The 14,682-nt window shown below is 52.3% G+C and carries 23 protein-coding genes; 16 read left to right on the top strand and 7 right to left on the bottom strand.

All coding sequences use genetic code 11. The annotated features are described in order from the left end of the window. Positions 1 to 15 precede the first annotated feature (15 nt). The 3 genes from AC2TCY_RS05545 (at position 16) to AC2TCY_RS05555 (ending at position 2,662) form a co-directional block, all read left to right on the top strand. Complete coding sequence (locus AC2TCY_RS05545; RefSeq protein ID WP_480846047.1) at positions 16 to 549, top strand: hypothetical protein; 534 nt, start codon at positions 16 to 18, stop codon at positions 547 to 549. A 335-nt stretch (positions 550 to 884) separates the two neighbouring features. Beyond that, positions 885 to 1,757 carry a zinc ribbon domain-containing protein gene (locus AC2TCY_RS05550; RefSeq protein ID WP_480846049.1) on the top strand — a complete coding sequence of 291 codons (873 nt, stop codon included), beginning with the start codon at positions 885 to 887 and terminating at the stop codon, positions 1,755 to 1,757. A gap of 8 nt (positions 1,758 to 1,765) precedes the next feature. After that, the gene (locus AC2TCY_RS05555) at positions 1,766 to 2,662 is read left to right on the top strand and encodes a hypothetical protein (protein ID WP_480846050.1); all 897 of its coding nucleotides are present in this window, start codon (positions 1,766 to 1,768) and stop codon (positions 2,660 to 2,662) included. Between the two features lie 190 nt (positions 2,663 to 2,852). On the opposite strand, the gene AC2TCY_RS05560 is transcribed toward AC2TCY_RS05555, so the two are convergent. The 5 genes from AC2TCY_RS05560 to AC2TCY_RS05580 are packed head-to-tail and all read right to left on the bottom strand — an operon-like array spanning position 2,853 to position 5,161. Beyond that, positions 2,853 to 3,434, bottom strand: a complete 582-nt coding sequence (locus AC2TCY_RS05560) for a hypothetical protein (protein ID WP_480846051.1) — start codon at positions 3,432 to 3,434, stop codon at positions 2,853 to 2,855. Beyond that, entirely contained in the window at positions 3,431 to 3,760 is a 330-nt protein-coding gene (locus AC2TCY_RS05565; RefSeq protein WP_480846052.1) for a helix-turn-helix domain-containing protein, read from the bottom strand. Before AC2TCY_RS05565 ends, AC2TCY_RS05560 begins: the two co-directional genes overlap by 4 nt. Beyond that, positions 3,757 to 4,308 (bottom strand): hypothetical protein, encoded by a 552-nt coding sequence (locus AC2TCY_RS05570; RefSeq protein WP_480846054.1) that lies wholly within the window; start codon positions 4,306 to 4,308, stop codon positions 3,757 to 3,759. The genes AC2TCY_RS05565 and AC2TCY_RS05570 overlap by 4 nt, the downstream gene beginning before the upstream one ends. Next, a complete protein-coding gene (locus AC2TCY_RS05575) occupies positions 4,305 to 4,883 on the bottom strand; it encodes a helix-turn-helix domain-containing protein (protein WP_480846055.1) in 579 nt (192 codons plus the stop codon). The genes AC2TCY_RS05570 and AC2TCY_RS05575 overlap by 4 nt, the downstream gene beginning before the upstream one ends. Further along, positions 4,880 to 5,161, bottom strand: coding sequence for a hypothetical protein (locus AC2TCY_RS05580; RefSeq protein WP_480846056.1), 282 nt, complete (start codon positions 5,159 to 5,161; stop codon positions 4,880 to 4,882). The genes AC2TCY_RS05575 and AC2TCY_RS05580 overlap by 4 nt, the downstream gene beginning before the upstream one ends. Before the next feature lie 190 nt (positions 5,162 to 5,351). On the opposite strand from AC2TCY_RS05580, the gene AC2TCY_RS05585 reads away from it, so the two are divergent. Beyond that, positions 5,352 to 5,963 carry a type VI secretion system-associated protein TagO gene (locus AC2TCY_RS05585; RefSeq protein WP_480846057.1) on the top strand — a complete coding sequence of 204 codons (612 nt, stop codon included), beginning with the start codon at positions 5,352 to 5,354 and terminating at the stop codon, positions 5,961 to 5,963. 2 nt (positions 5,964 to 5,965) lie between these two features. On the opposite strand, the gene AC2TCY_RS05590 is transcribed toward AC2TCY_RS05585, so the two are convergent. Further along, positions 5,966 to 6,445, bottom strand: coding sequence for a hypothetical protein (locus AC2TCY_RS05590; protein WP_480846058.1), 480 nt, complete (start codon positions 6,443 to 6,445; stop codon positions 5,966 to 5,968). Between the two features lie 374 nt (positions 6,446 to 6,819). Between AC2TCY_RS05590 and AC2TCY_RS05595 the strand changes: the two genes are divergently transcribed. The 5 genes from AC2TCY_RS05595 (at position 6,820) to AC2TCY_RS05615 (ending at position 10,009) form a co-directional block, all read left to right on the top strand. Continuing rightward, entirely contained in the window at positions 6,820 to 7,152 is a 333-nt protein-coding gene (locus AC2TCY_RS05595; protein WP_480846059.1) for a helix-turn-helix domain-containing protein, read from the top strand. Positions 7,153 to 7,885: 733 nt separating this feature from the next. Continuing rightward, on the top strand, positions 7,886 to 8,374 hold the full coding sequence (locus AC2TCY_RS05600; RefSeq protein ID WP_480846061.1) for a hypothetical protein: 489 nt from the start codon (positions 7,886 to 7,888) through the stop codon (positions 8,372 to 8,374). After that, the gene (locus tag AC2TCY_RS05605; protein ID WP_480846062.1) at positions 8,358 to 8,750 is read left to right on the top strand and encodes a helix-turn-helix domain-containing protein; all 393 of its coding nucleotides are present in this window, start codon (positions 8,358 to 8,360) and stop codon (positions 8,748 to 8,750) included. The genes AC2TCY_RS05600 and AC2TCY_RS05605 overlap by 17 nt, the downstream gene beginning before the upstream one ends. Before the next feature lies 1 nt (position 8,751). Then, the gene (locus AC2TCY_RS05610; protein WP_480846064.1) at positions 8,752 to 9,156 is read left to right on the top strand and encodes a hypothetical protein; all 405 of its coding nucleotides are present in this window, start codon (positions 8,752 to 8,754) and stop codon (positions 9,154 to 9,156) included. 142 nt (positions 9,157 to 9,298) lie between these two features. Next, the gene (locus tag AC2TCY_RS05615) at positions 9,299 to 10,009 is read left to right on the top strand and encodes a hypothetical protein (protein WP_480846065.1); all 711 of its coding nucleotides are present in this window, start codon (positions 9,299 to 9,301) and stop codon (positions 10,007 to 10,009) included. Here the strand turns inward: AC2TCY_RS05615 and AC2TCY_RS05620 are convergent. Then, positions 10,006 to 10,191, bottom strand: a complete 186-nt coding sequence (locus AC2TCY_RS05620) for a hypothetical protein (protein ID WP_480846066.1) — start codon at positions 10,189 to 10,191, stop codon at positions 10,006 to 10,008. The genes AC2TCY_RS05615 and AC2TCY_RS05620 overlap by 4 nt on opposite strands. Before the next feature lie 844 nt (positions 10,192 to 11,035). Here AC2TCY_RS05620 and AC2TCY_RS05625 point away from each other — a divergent pair. From AC2TCY_RS05625 to AC2TCY_RS05655, 7 genes are all read left to right on the top strand, one after another. Continuing rightward, positions 11,036 to 11,260: a hypothetical protein gene (locus tag AC2TCY_RS05625; protein ID WP_480846067.1), complete on the top strand. Its 225-nt coding sequence runs from the start codon at positions 11,036 to 11,038 to the stop codon at positions 11,258 to 11,260. A gap of 102 nt (positions 11,261 to 11,362) precedes the next feature. After that, a complete protein-coding gene (locus tag AC2TCY_RS05630) occupies positions 11,363 to 11,962 on the top strand; it encodes a hypothetical protein (protein ID WP_480846068.1) in 600 nt (199 codons plus the stop codon). A gap of 161 nt (positions 11,963 to 12,123) precedes the next feature. Further along, on the top strand, positions 12,124 to 12,897 hold the full coding sequence (locus AC2TCY_RS05635; protein ID WP_480846070.1) for an ERF family protein: 774 nt from the start codon (positions 12,124 to 12,126) through the stop codon (positions 12,895 to 12,897). After that, positions 12,897 to 13,505 (top strand): lambda exonuclease family protein, encoded by a 609-nt coding sequence (locus AC2TCY_RS05640; protein WP_480846071.1) that lies wholly within the window; start codon positions 12,897 to 12,899, stop codon positions 13,503 to 13,505. The genes AC2TCY_RS05635 and AC2TCY_RS05640 overlap by 1 nt, the downstream gene beginning before the upstream one ends. Then, positions 13,505 to 13,774, top strand: coding sequence for a hypothetical protein (locus AC2TCY_RS05645; RefSeq protein ID WP_480846073.1), 270 nt, complete (start codon positions 13,505 to 13,507; stop codon positions 13,772 to 13,774). The genes AC2TCY_RS05640 and AC2TCY_RS05645 overlap by 1 nt, the downstream gene beginning before the upstream one ends. Next, on the top strand, positions 13,774 to 14,259 hold the full coding sequence (locus AC2TCY_RS05650; protein WP_480846074.1) for a hypothetical protein: 486 nt from the start codon (positions 13,774 to 13,776) through the stop codon (positions 14,257 to 14,259). Before AC2TCY_RS05645 ends, AC2TCY_RS05650 begins: the two co-directional genes overlap by 1 nt. Further along, a complete protein-coding gene (locus tag AC2TCY_RS05655; protein WP_480846076.1) occupies positions 14,256 to 14,645 on the top strand; it encodes an HNH endonuclease in 390 nt (129 codons plus the stop codon). The genes AC2TCY_RS05650 and AC2TCY_RS05655 overlap by 4 nt, the downstream gene beginning before the upstream one ends. Positions 14,646 to 14,682 lie beyond the last annotated feature (37 nt).

A 14,682-nucleotide genomic window follows, 5' to 3' on the forward strand; every position in this document is an offset into this window, starting at 1 on the left:
CGTTCAGGAATACTTATGCAAAAATCGTATTTGAAATCGAAGCTCGTGGCTTGCTTCGTCTGTGTGTCGGCTGCGGCAACAACGGCAACTGCAACAAACGCCTGTGAAATATCGGCAAAGTCCTGGCCAAATCTAATTGTCTCAATAATGGATCCGTCGGCACATCAGTTTACATTGCACATTCCAGGTGACTCGGATGCCGCTATCGTTGCTACGTTCACCGACGAGACCCGAGACAGATCAAGTAGGAGAGCAGAAAAACGGTTTCGCATCGCATCCGGCCACCCTATCAACATCGAGCAGGTTCTAGATCGAAAGAACAATGCAAACATGATGCGATTTCAGTCAGGAAAACGTCAGTTCGATGGCTCTTTCATCTTGACGTCCGACAATCTGGTAAGAGTCAGCCACGTCTTTGTGGCAAACGCAAACGGCCCCAACTTGCTGATTGCGACAAAGTACAAATCTCAACGAAAGATCAACGATGCGCTGAACGATGTTGTCTGCGCATACAACCAAGTACCATTGTTGATTTCATCGGATAGTTGAACGCACCGTTCTTCTCTGAGGTGTCGAATATTGAGACGGAGACACCTGCTGCCACTGGTGCCCCCGTCTCTGCCCAAAGCCAGCTACAGCCCGAGGGGGGAAGTTATCCGGAGGATTTGGCTTTGGAATGGATTGAGCGCCGCCAGTTTTCCGTCCGTTTGCCCGCTCGTTTCCGTCAGGTTTTTGCTATTAGCCAAAGATCATTGGCCAATTAGCCACACACTCCAACTACATGAATGTGCCAATGCGGGTACTACCGCATAACGTGTTAGATCTTTCCATGGGAGAGACTTACCCCCAAAAAAAATTGATCTGGCAACATAGGGAAAGAAATGATGAGGTCGGTAATTTGCCTTTTAGCGGCGCTTCTAGCATCAACAGGTTGTGGTCGAGTGGCGGTATATTCTGATCCAGAGCTCGAAGGTCCGGAAACTGGTATCAAGTTCTATAGCCCCAAGCCGTATGTTCTAGTCAAACGAACGGGCGCAAAAACGGCACCGATCGAGATTGAAGTGGTGTATTTGCCAGATCTTAATAACCCTCTCTACGCGAAAGCAATTCCAGGCGTCGGATCATCCAAGCTCGATCTTAAATTTGAGGATGGGGTTCTTACGAGCCTTGGACAGCATACAGATCCAAAAATCACAGAATTAATATCCTCGTTGGGAGGTCTGCCGTTGCAATTGGCCGACGCAGAATTCAGGCGTGAAGAGCGTGATCAATTGGCTAGGCAATCGCTGAAAGTCGAATATACAAAGGCTTCGGAAGACCTGAGTGCTATCGCCCAACAAATCACAAAAGTTGTTAGCGACGATCCTGAGCACGAGATCATCACGCAGTACAAGCAGGACCAATTGATGAGAATTTCACGTTCACTGGATTCAAACTCGAAACAATTGAAGACGGTGAACACAGAGGAAAAACTCGGCCCAGTTATCAAAAGCCTGGAGGGACAACAAAAACAGCTCTCAACTATGCTGGACGAAGTATTCAAAGAATCCCAGAAAGAAGGTGAAGCAAAGCTCTCTCCAGAGGCAGTAGAGGCATGGAGTACAATTCGGTCACTCAGCGGTGATCTTGCTAGCGTGATCGGCGAACTCAAAGCAAGCCGTCCCAAAGTTACCCCAGTCCAACCACCTGTAATTGCCCTGTATGAGATAATAAGCACTCCGACGGGAACACAGCTGCGTCGCGTAAAAATAAACTAGCCGTATCAATGGCAAAAGAACTTTCCCTAAGAAACCTGCGTAGGGCACGAAAAAAGTGCCATGCGGACTTAATGATGCTTCCCAACGTCGTAGGCACGGCGTTGGGGCAAAGGGAAAAAGATGGAGCTGTTACTGGAGAACGCGCTGTCGTCATATACGTTAGGAGTAAGGTTCCAGAGAACCAACTGTCCGATCTAGAAAAGATACCGTCCCACCTCTTTACTGGACAAACTTCAGTCCCTACCGACGTGGTAATTCACTCAGGGTGGAAAGAGCAGCAACTCAGTCCACCGTACTCATGCCACGACCGTACTCAAGTAGGGTCCGTTACAACATTCGCCAGAAAAAACGGACAAGCGTTTGGAGTAAGCTGCGCTCATTGCCTCACAGGACCAGATGCAGACGAGAATACGAAGGACACGATCTCGCTGTACAGCCATGATACAGGTGATCAGATCATGGTTGGGTCGTCTGCTTATTGCTTCCAAGGCCCCGGCCACGGCGGTGCCGGCGATTTTGGTTTTGCTGATTTTGGCCTTTTTACAATCGATGAAGAGCCCTATCGATCAAGAGCCTTGGAAGGTGACGTACTAAATGTAAGACAGCGCGTTTTTGACGGTGAGGCTGTAACCGGCGAGAGCCATCGCGGTACAGTCGAAGGCGTCGTTCGAAAGGTCGAAGGGATATTTGACGATCGCTACATCGACTTGATCATCGATGTTCTCGGCGACGGAACGCATTATGGGGACAGCGGGATGCTATGGAGAGCGGAAAGTGGGGCTGCCGTGGGAATTCACGCAATGGGAAGCGTTGAAGAACTCGGCCAAGGTAGTAGAGTCAGCGCGTCAATGTTCGCGTACCGAGCTCAGTACTTCCTAAACGTGGACTTCATTGAGCCTGAGTAGGTTTTAGGCATATGAGCCAGCGAAATCCCGCAGTCGGATTGCCAAATTTTATCGGAACACATTAAACCCCGCCGCAGCAGAGCCTTCGACCTATCGCCTCTATCTCCGCTTGTCGGGCGATGCCCTTGAGATCATGCTCAGATCCGAAATCCGAGGATCCACAATCTCGTACCGGGTACCACATATTGTTTCACCCGACAACACCTACCTTGTCCGGATCGACCTCAACTACTGACTGACGGCCAAACATCTCCACCGAAACACGTAGCTTGTGGTAGTCGTCGTGGGCGCGCTTGATTGTATCCTTGAAGACCGCTTGGAAGCCTTCGAAAGCGCCGGACAGCATGATCAGCGCCTGCCCCGACTGGTATTGGCACTCATATTCGCTGTTGGCCTTGAGACGTTCGCGATCGGCGTACTCGGCCTCCACCCCGGCTTTGAACTGTTTAAACCCAGAGACCTCTGCCACCCAATCCCCGGTGGCTTTGTTGCGGTGCGCCGGCACGCCCTCGATGTCGCGGCGAGAGAACTCCAGAGGCTTGCCAATGACATGCTTCAACTCAACCACATCTCTCCAATAGATCGCAGGAACTACGCAGAATAGAAGCTTGGGAACATACGCCTTGTCGAACCAAACCGTCTCGCGCTTTTCCTTGACGTACTTGCTGGCAAGAAAACGGGGAACCCAAGGCTGCAACCCCATGTCCAGCAAATCTTGCTCTACGGCGAATTCTTGATTTCGCGTGGTGTTGATCGCGTAGGTGTTTGTCACTGCCTGCCCCCTGCCCGTTGCGCTTCACGGCGCTCTTTCGCCCGCTTGATACCCCAAAGAACTGTGGTGTGATCCCGATCAAACAAACGCCCGATCTGAGGCAGGGAGAGTTCTGTTTTCTCGTAGATTTCCAGCATGCAATCCTGCCTGATCCACACGACTGGCCGAGTGCGGATTGACCCCAATACATCTGAGACCGAACATCCCTGCTCGAAGCAAATGTTAGATATGATGCGTTTCGATGTCCGGCCCCTGAAACCTCCAAGGCGATGCAGCATATCGGTGAATCCGGTGATCATTTCTTGGGCTGTGATTGGCTCGATCATTCTGCTGCCTCCGTCGCTGGCAGGTAAGGTAAGACTACCGATCCAAGACGCTCTCCCATCAAGTGCGAAGCATCATCCCCATAGGCAGCTTGCCATTGCCTGACGCTGGCCTGACGGTACCGATCAAGGGTTTCCCGAGAAACGAGGTTTGCATTGACAGCGCGGGTTCCCAAGTCACCCCAAACCACCCTCTCAGAAACGCCGTATCCCGCCTCCATTTTGCGTGCTGCCAACTCGACTTCATCCGACTTAAAAGCTTGCAGCGGCGCGCGGTTGCTTCCTGACCCCGCCGGAACGCTATCAACAAACACACCCTGAGGAGGCCAAGCATAGCTGCTGTGGGTGTCGGCAACTTTCTCCATCACCTTTTCCAGATTTGCGTAGAACTCATCCTTACCAGTGACTGGCAACCGTCTGGCCATCGCCTCGGCAATCGACAGCATTGCGGCGTCTTGCGCGTCCTGCGTCATGCCGCGAGGCGGAGTGTACCGCTCAAGGAACTTGCTGATTTCGACAAGGGCGGTTTCTCTGCGCTCTTCGAATTTCATTGGTCCACCTCTTCGGTTTGAGCCGCCAATCGGGCCTGGATGCGTTTCAGGGATTGTTGGGAAGCTGAGAAACCAGATTTCGAAAAACCCCTCCTCGCCCCCCTTGGGGGGTTGGGGGGTAGTTCCTTTACCGGTTCCTTTACCGGTTCGTCTCCACTGGGGTGGAGTTTGTTCGGGCAAAAAGTGGAGTTAGTTCCGCTCAAAAGTGGAGTTAGTTCCTTCTCTGTCTCCACTGGGGTGGAGTTTGTACTGTCTCCACTAAGTGGAGTTTGTTTTGTATCTGGCCACTGATCGCACCCCAAAATGTAGTATGTTCTTGGTTTCCTGGTTCCGGGAATATTTGACCTCTTCCGAGCCAGTAAACCGGCCTCCTGAAGGGCATCGAGACACTTGTTCAGACCACCATTCGACAGCCCAGTCTTCTCCCTCAGTGTCTCTTGAGAAGGGAAGCAGGCTTTCTCGGGGTTGCGCTCGTCATTGTGGTGATCGCACAAGTGAAACAGCACCCGAAAGGAACCCGCTGTGATTGCTTTTGGGTCAATGGTTGCCAGCCAGTATGTGGCCTTGTGACTCACCCAATCACCCCCCGATGCTCGACGTTCACCATTGGCGGATGGTCATCGGCTTCCCTTGGCAAACTCGCCTCAAGCTCGTCAAAGTGATGCGCCAGCCGCCGCAGCTGTGTTCCCATGCCCTTCTCTATGTGGCCGGTGAACAAAGGCTTTTTCTCCCCGCCGTCTATGTCTGGATAGAGAGCGAAGGTTTGACCATTCTCACGGTGGTCCGTTGTGCGGACGATCACATGGCCGAGGCGGAAAAACTCTTGGTTCAGGATTTTAGGTCGCTTGCCCATCACCCCTCCCCCAGAAAGGCCCGGCCCGAAGGCCGAGCAGTTGACAGGGGGTGTCCGCGCAGACCCCGGCGCGGGCGGGATGTCGCAGCCTCAAATTGCACCATTGAATGGCCACAATTCTCTTGATTGTATCCAAGTAGATTCGGGCGAGATTGACTATTCCTGCCGAATAGAGACCAAGGAAGTTCTTATGAAGACGATGATTTCTGCCGCAACTTTGGCGCTTACCATTTCCTGTAATTCCGCTTTCGCACTCGGAGAATGCGCAACGATCGACAACGACCTCGACCGGCTTGCCTGCTATGACAAGGCATCGGGACGCACGCCTAAAACCGATATTAGCCAGCCCAATGAGGGCGACTGGCGCGTAAGAAAGGACACGTCCGACTTTAAAGATACAACTGACGTGTTCGTATCTATAGATTCCAACGAACCAGCTCAGTGCGGTCGGTTCGGTACGCCACAAAAAGCAACTCTGATGATACGATGCATGGAGAACACGACCTCCATTTACCTTGCTACCGATTGCCATCTGACATCGGGTCACGGTGGGTATGGAATTGTCGACTATCGGATTGATGACCAGCCGTCCGGAGATCGAAATTTTGAAGCCAGTACAGACAACAGAGCCTTGGGGCTTTGGCGCGGCGGAAGCTCGATCCCCTTTGTTAAGAAACTGATCGGATCGGATCGAGTCTTGATGCGCTTTACCCCATTCAACGAGTCCAAAACCACGGTTGAGTTCAAAACATCCGGGCTGGAAGAAGCTATTGCTCCTCTTCGAAAGGCTTGTAGCTGGTAAAGTCATGAAAACTCCCCCAGACGCGACCGGGCTCGTTTCAGGGCTTCGATAGCCTCGTCTATTTCAACGAGTGCCTGCGCCTGATCTTCGTCGCAGTCGGATTGCTGCGCGGCCAGAATGGCGTTCACAGCCTCACCGGTTTCTTTACTAATCGCGCCTGCGTACTGGAGCATGGAACCGTCAGGTGTGTCGTCATCCGCTTCAATGCGCCGGTTCAGCAGTTTTGTTACGCCGTAAATCCCGGAAGCGTCTTCCAGCGCGGCAACCTCATCGATCGGCCAGCCGCACATGCCCTGCTTTCTCTTGGTCAGGGTTCCCTCGCTGACCGATTGGCCGGTGGCGGCAAAAATCGCAGCCGCAGCTGAGGCATTGCACCCAAATGACGGGCCTTTGATCAGTGCGGCCATCTGAGACGCAATACGTCGACGCAAGTCACCCATGGGAAATGCCTTTTCCTTGGCCACACCGCGAACACGGCGCATTCTCAGCGCATGTCAGTGAGTGGTATTTTGAGTACGAATGAATTTTCCGGGGGGCCGTCGTCATTCGGCGGCCTCCGTTGGGGCTTTTTCCGATTGGATGAACCCAAAAAGTTCGTCCGGGCATTCAATACCCTTCTCGGAGCACAAGTCCGAAACTACCCGATACCACCGAGGAGAAAACTTTCCGGCAGCGATAGCATTCGTAATCGCTGCCTTCGTTACGTTTAGAGAGTCAGCGAGAGGCTTCCGCCCCACCTCGTCACAAATTTGCTCAACCGTCATCATGGCGCCGAACGTAGTACATATATTATGTACCTTCAAGCCAAACAAAACGGATACGTTCACATTTTATGTACCTCAGATAGAAATTAAGAATGACTTTTGAGGAAAAAGAACGACTTGCCCGAACTCGGGATTCGTCGATGGAGGCCGCTGGGATACGCCTGCGAGCCGCCAGACAAGCCATTGGCCTAAGCCTGGAGCAATTTGGCAGTGCAATAGGGAAAGGCAAAGCGGCCATCAGTAATGCCGAAAAAGCCAGATCCTTCCCTAGCCGGGATATGATGCTATTCTTGCATCGCGAGCACCGGATTGATTTTAATTTTCTGATCGTTGGCGAGTTTGTTCAACTGCCTCAGGATGTCCAGGATCGTTTGTTTGCAAATCTCGAGACCGCAAGCAATGAAGGGGATCAAACACCCAGTTAAGATCAAAGCCTAGCTTTGAGAGCTTGTTACCAACGGCAAAAACGACAGCACTACGAAAATTGGCAAACCTCTCCATACAATCCCCCTACTCTTGAAAATTCAGCAGTAAAAACCCGCTCGCGCGGAAAGGGGACTGTGACAGGCGCTCAAGGACAGATCCGAGCTTTTCGACTCTCACGTTGCACTTATGCCCTACCGGAACATTCGCAGAACATCCAGCCGCGAGATATGGTGAGTTGGATCCGCAGGCACGACTATCTCGCCACCTGGCACACCAGATGTTGTGGTTTACTAGCATTTGGGGCTTTGTTTCCTCGACGGAATTATCCAGTTTCTAGAACGGTGGGCTTCTGTCTTTGACCGGTCAAGGAAAAACAAGTTGGCTACACATTATACTGTGCAGAATCATAATCTATTACGATTATCACATTATTTTATCATACAATTCAGGATTTTATTGGACAAACTGCCAATCAAAACTTCCTCGAGCGCGAATCAATGACGCCCACTTTGGGCTTGACAGTCGTACCCCTCTCGACCCGGGTTAAGTCTACAAACGTGTGCATATTATAGAATATGTATGCTTAACTGTTAGGGCGCTGGTGAAGCTCTAACGCATTTTCGATACACGATTGCCGAATCCTAAGCGGTGTGTAGGTTCAAGAAATCGTGTTGCCACCGTGCGTACGATTACCATGCTTTAACCCTTGAAGTAATATTTGAGTTGACATAAATGGCAACAGCAATTGAACTAGCCTCAAATGGCGAGTTAGTTAAAATGAGAGGGGGACTTAGGCCTCATGAAGTACCGGAAAGGACCATGTATGCCTCAAAAGAGGTGATTGTTTGGTTCAAGGCTAACCTGCCACATGCAGTTTCCGACGATTTTTTTGGCAAGGCTCGGTCCCCCCGAGAACAAGCAATGGGTATCGTACATGCTTATGTTAGTGGTGATGATCTTGAAGATGAGCTCGAGCCCCACATCATGGATCCTGAAGAAGAAGGGATTTGGGTTATTCGGACACCCGATCTGCGGCTTTACGGTTGGTTCTGGAAACCATGCATTTTCATTCTAGTTACTGCTGGCATCAAAGCAGAGTTGGAAGCAAACCCCGAGTTGTACGACGAACACGTGGAAACATGCATTAACTTTCGCGATCTGCTCGATTTGGACGAACCCAAGACGGTATTCGGAGACCTACGACATGTCACTGGAATTTGATTTTGAACTTGAACCTAAAGATGAAGCTGCCGCCATTTTCATGGGGAAAAATCACCGTGCTCTTGTTGCTGCAGCAATTCGCGCCAAAAAAAAGCATGGCGTTACCCAACAACAAATTGCAGACAAAATAGGTGTAAATAAGTCAGTAATTTCGAGGGCATTGAGCGGTAGAAACAACCTCACTGAAAGAACCTTGGCTGAGATTTGCTGGGCTATTGGCGTCATACCAGAATTGATTATCAAGGATGCGGATGAGCACCTGGGAAACAAAACGCCCTCCGAATTACACTCCACCCAATTGAATGTTGTGGAAAAAACAGTGGTTGGAAACTACTCAAGCTCACCCTCACATTTTTCTATTAAGGCGCCAGCTTAACATGACCACTGCAGACAAAGAGTTGCGCTTCAATACCGTACTCTGTGATGACATTCGGCAAGAGAACAACGGGAAGATACTTCTGATCGGAGTTTACTCTGAAACTCTCACTACCCCTATTCCTTCAGAGGTTTGGCTCTCAGCCTGGGTAAAAATCGAAGGTCTTCCAATTGGAACTTATGCTGTAGATATCAGATACAAGGGTCCACTCGAGGGGGACATGCCAAGGACTTCTGGCGAACTAATAGTTAATGGAACAAAGTTTCCAACCAACCTCTACCTGCCCCCGGCTCTACTAAAAATTGAGGCAGAAGGGTACTTGGAATTGCAAATGTCTATTAACGGTGAAGAGTTTCATACTTTGGGAGGGTTGGAAATTAGTGAATGGACGGAAGACAACAGATAAAGTCTGGTTTTTTGTATTACATTTCCTCACCCCGCTCCGGCGGGGTTTTTCTTTACGCGGCCCAGTCCGTCCAATTTTATATTGCCTACGCCAAGATGGCTGACATACTTGACCAACACATTGATTTGGCTCGGGTTGTTTGATGGATATTTCAGGCGAATATGCTGGGAAGTGGTGGAGTGCCTTTTGGTGGGCACGTGGCGTGATCGCTGCCATGACCCTAACCGCACTAGTTCCCAACTTTGTCGATCTTTCCCGTATCCAGTTCTTGAGGGGGTTTCACATCCTCGTTCTGAGGTGGAACGAATTTGCCACTTGGGTAGGATCTATAATCGGGAAAATCCCCTTCGTTCCAGACCTCTCACCTGGTGCGGTCAATGCCATTTTGTTCACAGTAAGCTTCAGCATTCCCGCCGTAGTGGGTTTCGTATCGCAGTTCCGACGTGATTTGCCTGGGTTGCGTAACCAAATGTCCAAATCCACCAAGTTGATCAGGTACGCTTTTCTTGCGACACCATATACTTTTTCGCTAGCGGTTTGTTTCGCTCCAGCACTACTGATGTGGATTGGGCCTCCCGGCTCGAATATCGAGGCTTGGACAAAATTAGAACGCCTTGGAGTGTTCATATACGTCGTTCTGATTTTTTTGATGATTGTGCCACTAGCTTTTTTGATTATCGGAATACGCCTGCTACCCAGGTTTGCAAAGTCACTGATCTTAACCTTGAGCTTCATCGCAACATTTGAACTTCTTTATTTGCTGAATACCCCCTACATCGGCGAACTCGTTGACGACTACTTTTGCTCGCACGTCGATCCCAGCCACGAGGATTGCAGCAAAGAAAAGAGCTAACCGGCCCCTGCCCCCTCATCGTAGGAAAGCTGGACCAGGATCTCTATGTAGCCTCGCAGCTCCTGTCCCTGCAGGCCGTCTGCTGCGGAAATCAGCGCCGCCATATACCTATTGCTGGACCACGCCTTGGCCTCCGGGCTAATGTTGTCCAGTGCTTTGAGGATCTCGTCTTCTAAACTCATGTCGCCCCCGCTTAGCGTTCGCGGTCACTCTACCTGACAATTGAGTTTGCAAGGACAGCTATTCTTGCTGCCCCTGTCCCGGCGGGGTTTTCTATGAAGTCGAGGTTCTACAACGCAGCGCGCGAAATGTAGGGTAGCAACGCCGTCAAATGAGGCAGTTTGTGTGCCCACCTCAAATGACGACAGATTCAATCGCCAAAATTAGATTAACGTCGATCGCAAAGACATCGGTGCGCGGTACAGCAGCACCCGGAGCCGCAGCAGTAATCCCGTGTCAGGTTCATCATTATGTCTGAGTAGATCGCGTCGACAAAAACAGTTTCGCTTCGCAGGCTAATTCGAATACCCGTGATTTTACTTGCAGCCCCTAGTCTGGGTGTAGATTTAAGTTCGGGCAGCTCCATGCGGAGCACATCGTTGTCCTCCACGCTCATATCGACACTGACTTCTTTTGGAGCGCTTGGTTCGAGACCATAAGTCTTAATGAAAGAGTCATCGTCCACAGACATGTAGACAGGCGGGTAATTTTCCATACTTCTCTCCAATGCGATCTTCTAAATCTATGAACATAAGACTGCCAGAAAATCTGAAGTAGTCAAAAGGTGTTTTCCCTACACGCAAGATATTGTTCAAATTTCTGATCTAAACGCGCCTGCCCTGCTATCTAATCTTGCACCCACCTTTGCCCGCCAGTTTTACTGGAATTTTCCAAGGATAAGTAAGCGCTGATTCTATTCCTGCTTACATCGGTAAGCTTAAAGGGTACATAAATTTTGTACTTTCTGCCTTGTGTGTACATTTTTTATGTACTATATTCCTTCTTGTGACACGAGAGGGACCGGACATGAATATCAGCAAGACAGCAGATCAGAAGGCCGAACTTCTTGAGCAGTTGGGCCGCGCGAACAAGCGCTGGGACTATGCTTACGGCATGTGGTTGGAGACACGCCTGTCCACTTGGGACGAGGAAGTAAGTCTCGCCTCCAAGAGCATCGGTTTTATCAATCGCCAGTTGGATGCCCTGTCTGAGCAGGAAGACGCTTCTGACAACGTTCTGGCGGCGGAGTGATCCGATGGGCCTGTTCATCTTCGGGGCGCTTTCTGGCTCCTGCTTCACACTCTTCGTTCTTCTTTTGATGGCGCAGACCAAGCTTTGCGCAGGAGCAGACCAATGACCCGCATTGCCTCCTCCAATAATCCCGCGCCGACTCCTGTCGAGCAGGCGCACAACCCGGCAGGACCAACCAAGGCCACTCCTGCTCACGGAACTAAGGTCCGTTCCTGTCGGGACCAATTCGGCGCAGTTACCAGTGTTGAAGGTATCCAGTGCGCGCCAGAGGCCACTCCCCGGCCCCAGAGGGTGGAAGGCCCTCCATCGAACACAGAGATCCCCACGTTAGGTGGCGGAGCCCGGTTAGCGAGAGCGCCGGGAACCCATGTGCCAGTCCGGCAATCTGGAAAAGACACCCATAGCGAAGGGTGCACGTGGGACACAGCAACCGGTGACGATCGGTTTGCGCGGTGTGCCGGCACTACCAGCGCCGAAAGCGTAGAGGGTCGTTTGCTCGGCTCACAGGGGGTGGAAGTCCCCCACACCATTTCTCAGGCTTTCGAACGCCTGAATGCTCCACAGATGCGCGAAGACCGCTACGGCGCTCTCCCGTCCGTCTGGCTGATGCTGATCGCTGCTGGAACCTGCCTGTTCGCCCTACTGGCGGCTGACCTGCTCTATTCGGCGTTCTTTGAGTGGATGACGGGGGTTTCGCTATGACCGCTGACCTCGGATTCTTCGCCGCAATCTTTCTTTACCTGTTCATGATTTCGCCTGTGTCCGTACCGGGCGGAGCATACCCCGGCGGGTGTCACACCCTATCCCAATCCCCCGCCGGGGTCGGCCAATTCCCCACGCAACCCTGAAAGGAGGCGATTGCAATGAGCGAACTTGCCAAGATGGAAAACCCCGCCCCAATGGCTGCGCACGACGTTGAGAACCACCTGGTATCAGCTGACCCTTATATCTCGATGATTGAGCGCATCATGCGTGACCCGGAAGCTGACCTGGACAAGCTCGAGCGCATGCTGGAAATGAAACAGCAATTGGACGCAGAGAGCCAGCGCCGCGCGTATGCCGAAGCTATGGCCGCTGCGCAGGCTGAGATGAAGCCAGTCGCGCGCAATCGCGAGAACAAGCAGACCAAGAGCAATTACGCGGACCTCTCGGCTATCTACGCCGACTGCAAGCCGATTGCCGGTAAGTACGGCCTGTCGTTCTCGACCTACCCAGAGGAAAGCGAGAAGCCTGACCATGTGGGTATCCGCTGGATTGTTCGCCACGACGCCGGACATACGGAATCCGGCAAGGCAGACCTTCCGCTTGATGCCAAGGGCATTCAGGGTTCGGTAAACAAGACTGGCATTCATGCCTTTGGCTCAACCGTCAGCTACGCGCGCCGGTATCTGTTCTGCATGATCTTCGACATTGCCACCGAGGACGACGATGGCAACGCCTCTGGATCGGGTGAACCCATTACGGAGGAGCAGTACATCGAGCTGCGCGACATGATCGATAAGATCCCCGATCTGGACGAGTCGGTCGTACTAACCGCTGAGAATGTGAACCTCCTAACTGAACTACCCAGCAATCGCTACGGCGCGGTTGTCTCCAACCTTCGCATCACAGCAAAGAAGCGGGGCGTTGAACTCTAATGGAACAGCGATCTGAGGAATGGTTCGCCGCCCGTATGGGCAAGGTCACAGGGTCAAAAATCGCCACTGTGATGATGAAGCCGACAACCAAGGGATATCAGGAATATTTGGCGGAGGTGGTGGCCGAGCGCGTCACAGACGCTCGCAAAGAGACCTTCACAGGCTTGGCTATGAGGAATGGCGAAGCCAATGAAGACCAAGGGCGCGCTTACTATACTCTGCTGAGTGGAAACAACGTCGATCAGGTCGGGTTTATCAATCACCCCAAACTCGCGAACGCTGGATGCAGCCCAGACGGATTGATTGGGGTTGATGGTTACTTTGAACTGAAATGCCCGGCTCCCCATACACATATCGGAACGTTAGCCGGCACCACTATCCAGAAAGACTACTTGCTGCAGATGCAGTGGGGATTGGAGTGCACTGATCGGGAATGGGCTGACTTCGCGTCCTTCTGCCCATTTGTACCCGAACCTATGCGGCTTTTTGTGCAGCGGATCCCGCGCGATGCCGAGAAGTGCGAGGAGATCAAAGCGGCGGTAACCACCTTCCTCGCAAAGGCTGATGAGATGACTGCCCGGCTTCTGGAACGTTTGGAGGCTGCCTGATGACACCGTTGGAACGGATGAAAGCCGACGCCTCCGCCTGCAACAGGCGCATGGGTCAATTTACCGGTGTAGGCCAAAAGCCCAACTACGGCGTGAACAAGGGTAAATCGCCCACCGTAGCTCGCAGGCAAGCTGCCGTTCGTCAATTGAAGGCCCGGGGGTTAAGCCACGAGGAAATCGCGACACGGCTCTATGTGAAGGTTTCCACCATCAAGGCTGACCTCTGCTCGATCCGAGCGGAGGATGCCGCCAAGGCGGAGGCAACCTGATGTCCGTGCACCTGCTCAATACCCGGCCGCGCCCGCTCGAGATCTACGGTGAGCGGTTCTATCCCGCCGGCTACGTCACGACCCTGGAAGAGGCTCTTCGCGCGGATATGCGCGATAAAAGCGCCCTGCGTGGATTCATGGCTACCATCAAGGAACTCTGGGACAGCATCCCAGAAAGCTTGGACAACGTTCCTTTTGCCAGATCGTCAGATGCGTTCCGTAAACACGCTCTAATCAAAACAGGGCACTGTGACGTTGAAACCTACGCCTTCAATTCGGCGGAAGAAGCCACCCGAAAACTACGCAGCATCGGGTACATGGCGAAGATGGCCCACGGGTACGCGATCATCAAAATCGATGGCGCGATCGTTCACTGCATCACCCCCCACAGCCAGAGCTTAAAGGCCATGGGGAAGGAGCAGTTCGACAAGTCGAAGGCCGATGTTCTCGACTTCTGCCGCGGGATTGTCGGGGTGACGGAATGACCGGGCGCTCAGTTCCTGAATGGATAGGCGCAACGCCGGAAACCCAGATACCAAAAAGGGTCAAGGCGCGGATCATTCTGGCGCAGCAGGGAATTTGCGGTTGCGGTTGCGGGGTGAAACTTGGCGCGTCTGGCGAAGCGATTGAGTTCGATCACACCGAAGCCCTGACGTTGGGCGGAGAAAACCGCGAGACCAATATCAGAGCTCTGCGCCACCGCTGCCACAAAGTGAAGACATGTAGGGACGTTGGGCAGAAGTCAGTCGAGGCTCGCAAGCGCGCGAAGCACTTCGGTCTGCACCAGTCAAAATGCCCGCTCCCCGGCGGTCGCAATTCCAAATTCAAGCGCAAGGTCGGCGGTGGTGTCGTTCTGCGAGACGAGGACTGAACGCCCTGCATGGTGCCGGGCGCCCCTTCCCGTTGCT

The sequence above is a fragment of the Ruegeria sp. HKCCD7181 genome (assembly GCF_057221055.1).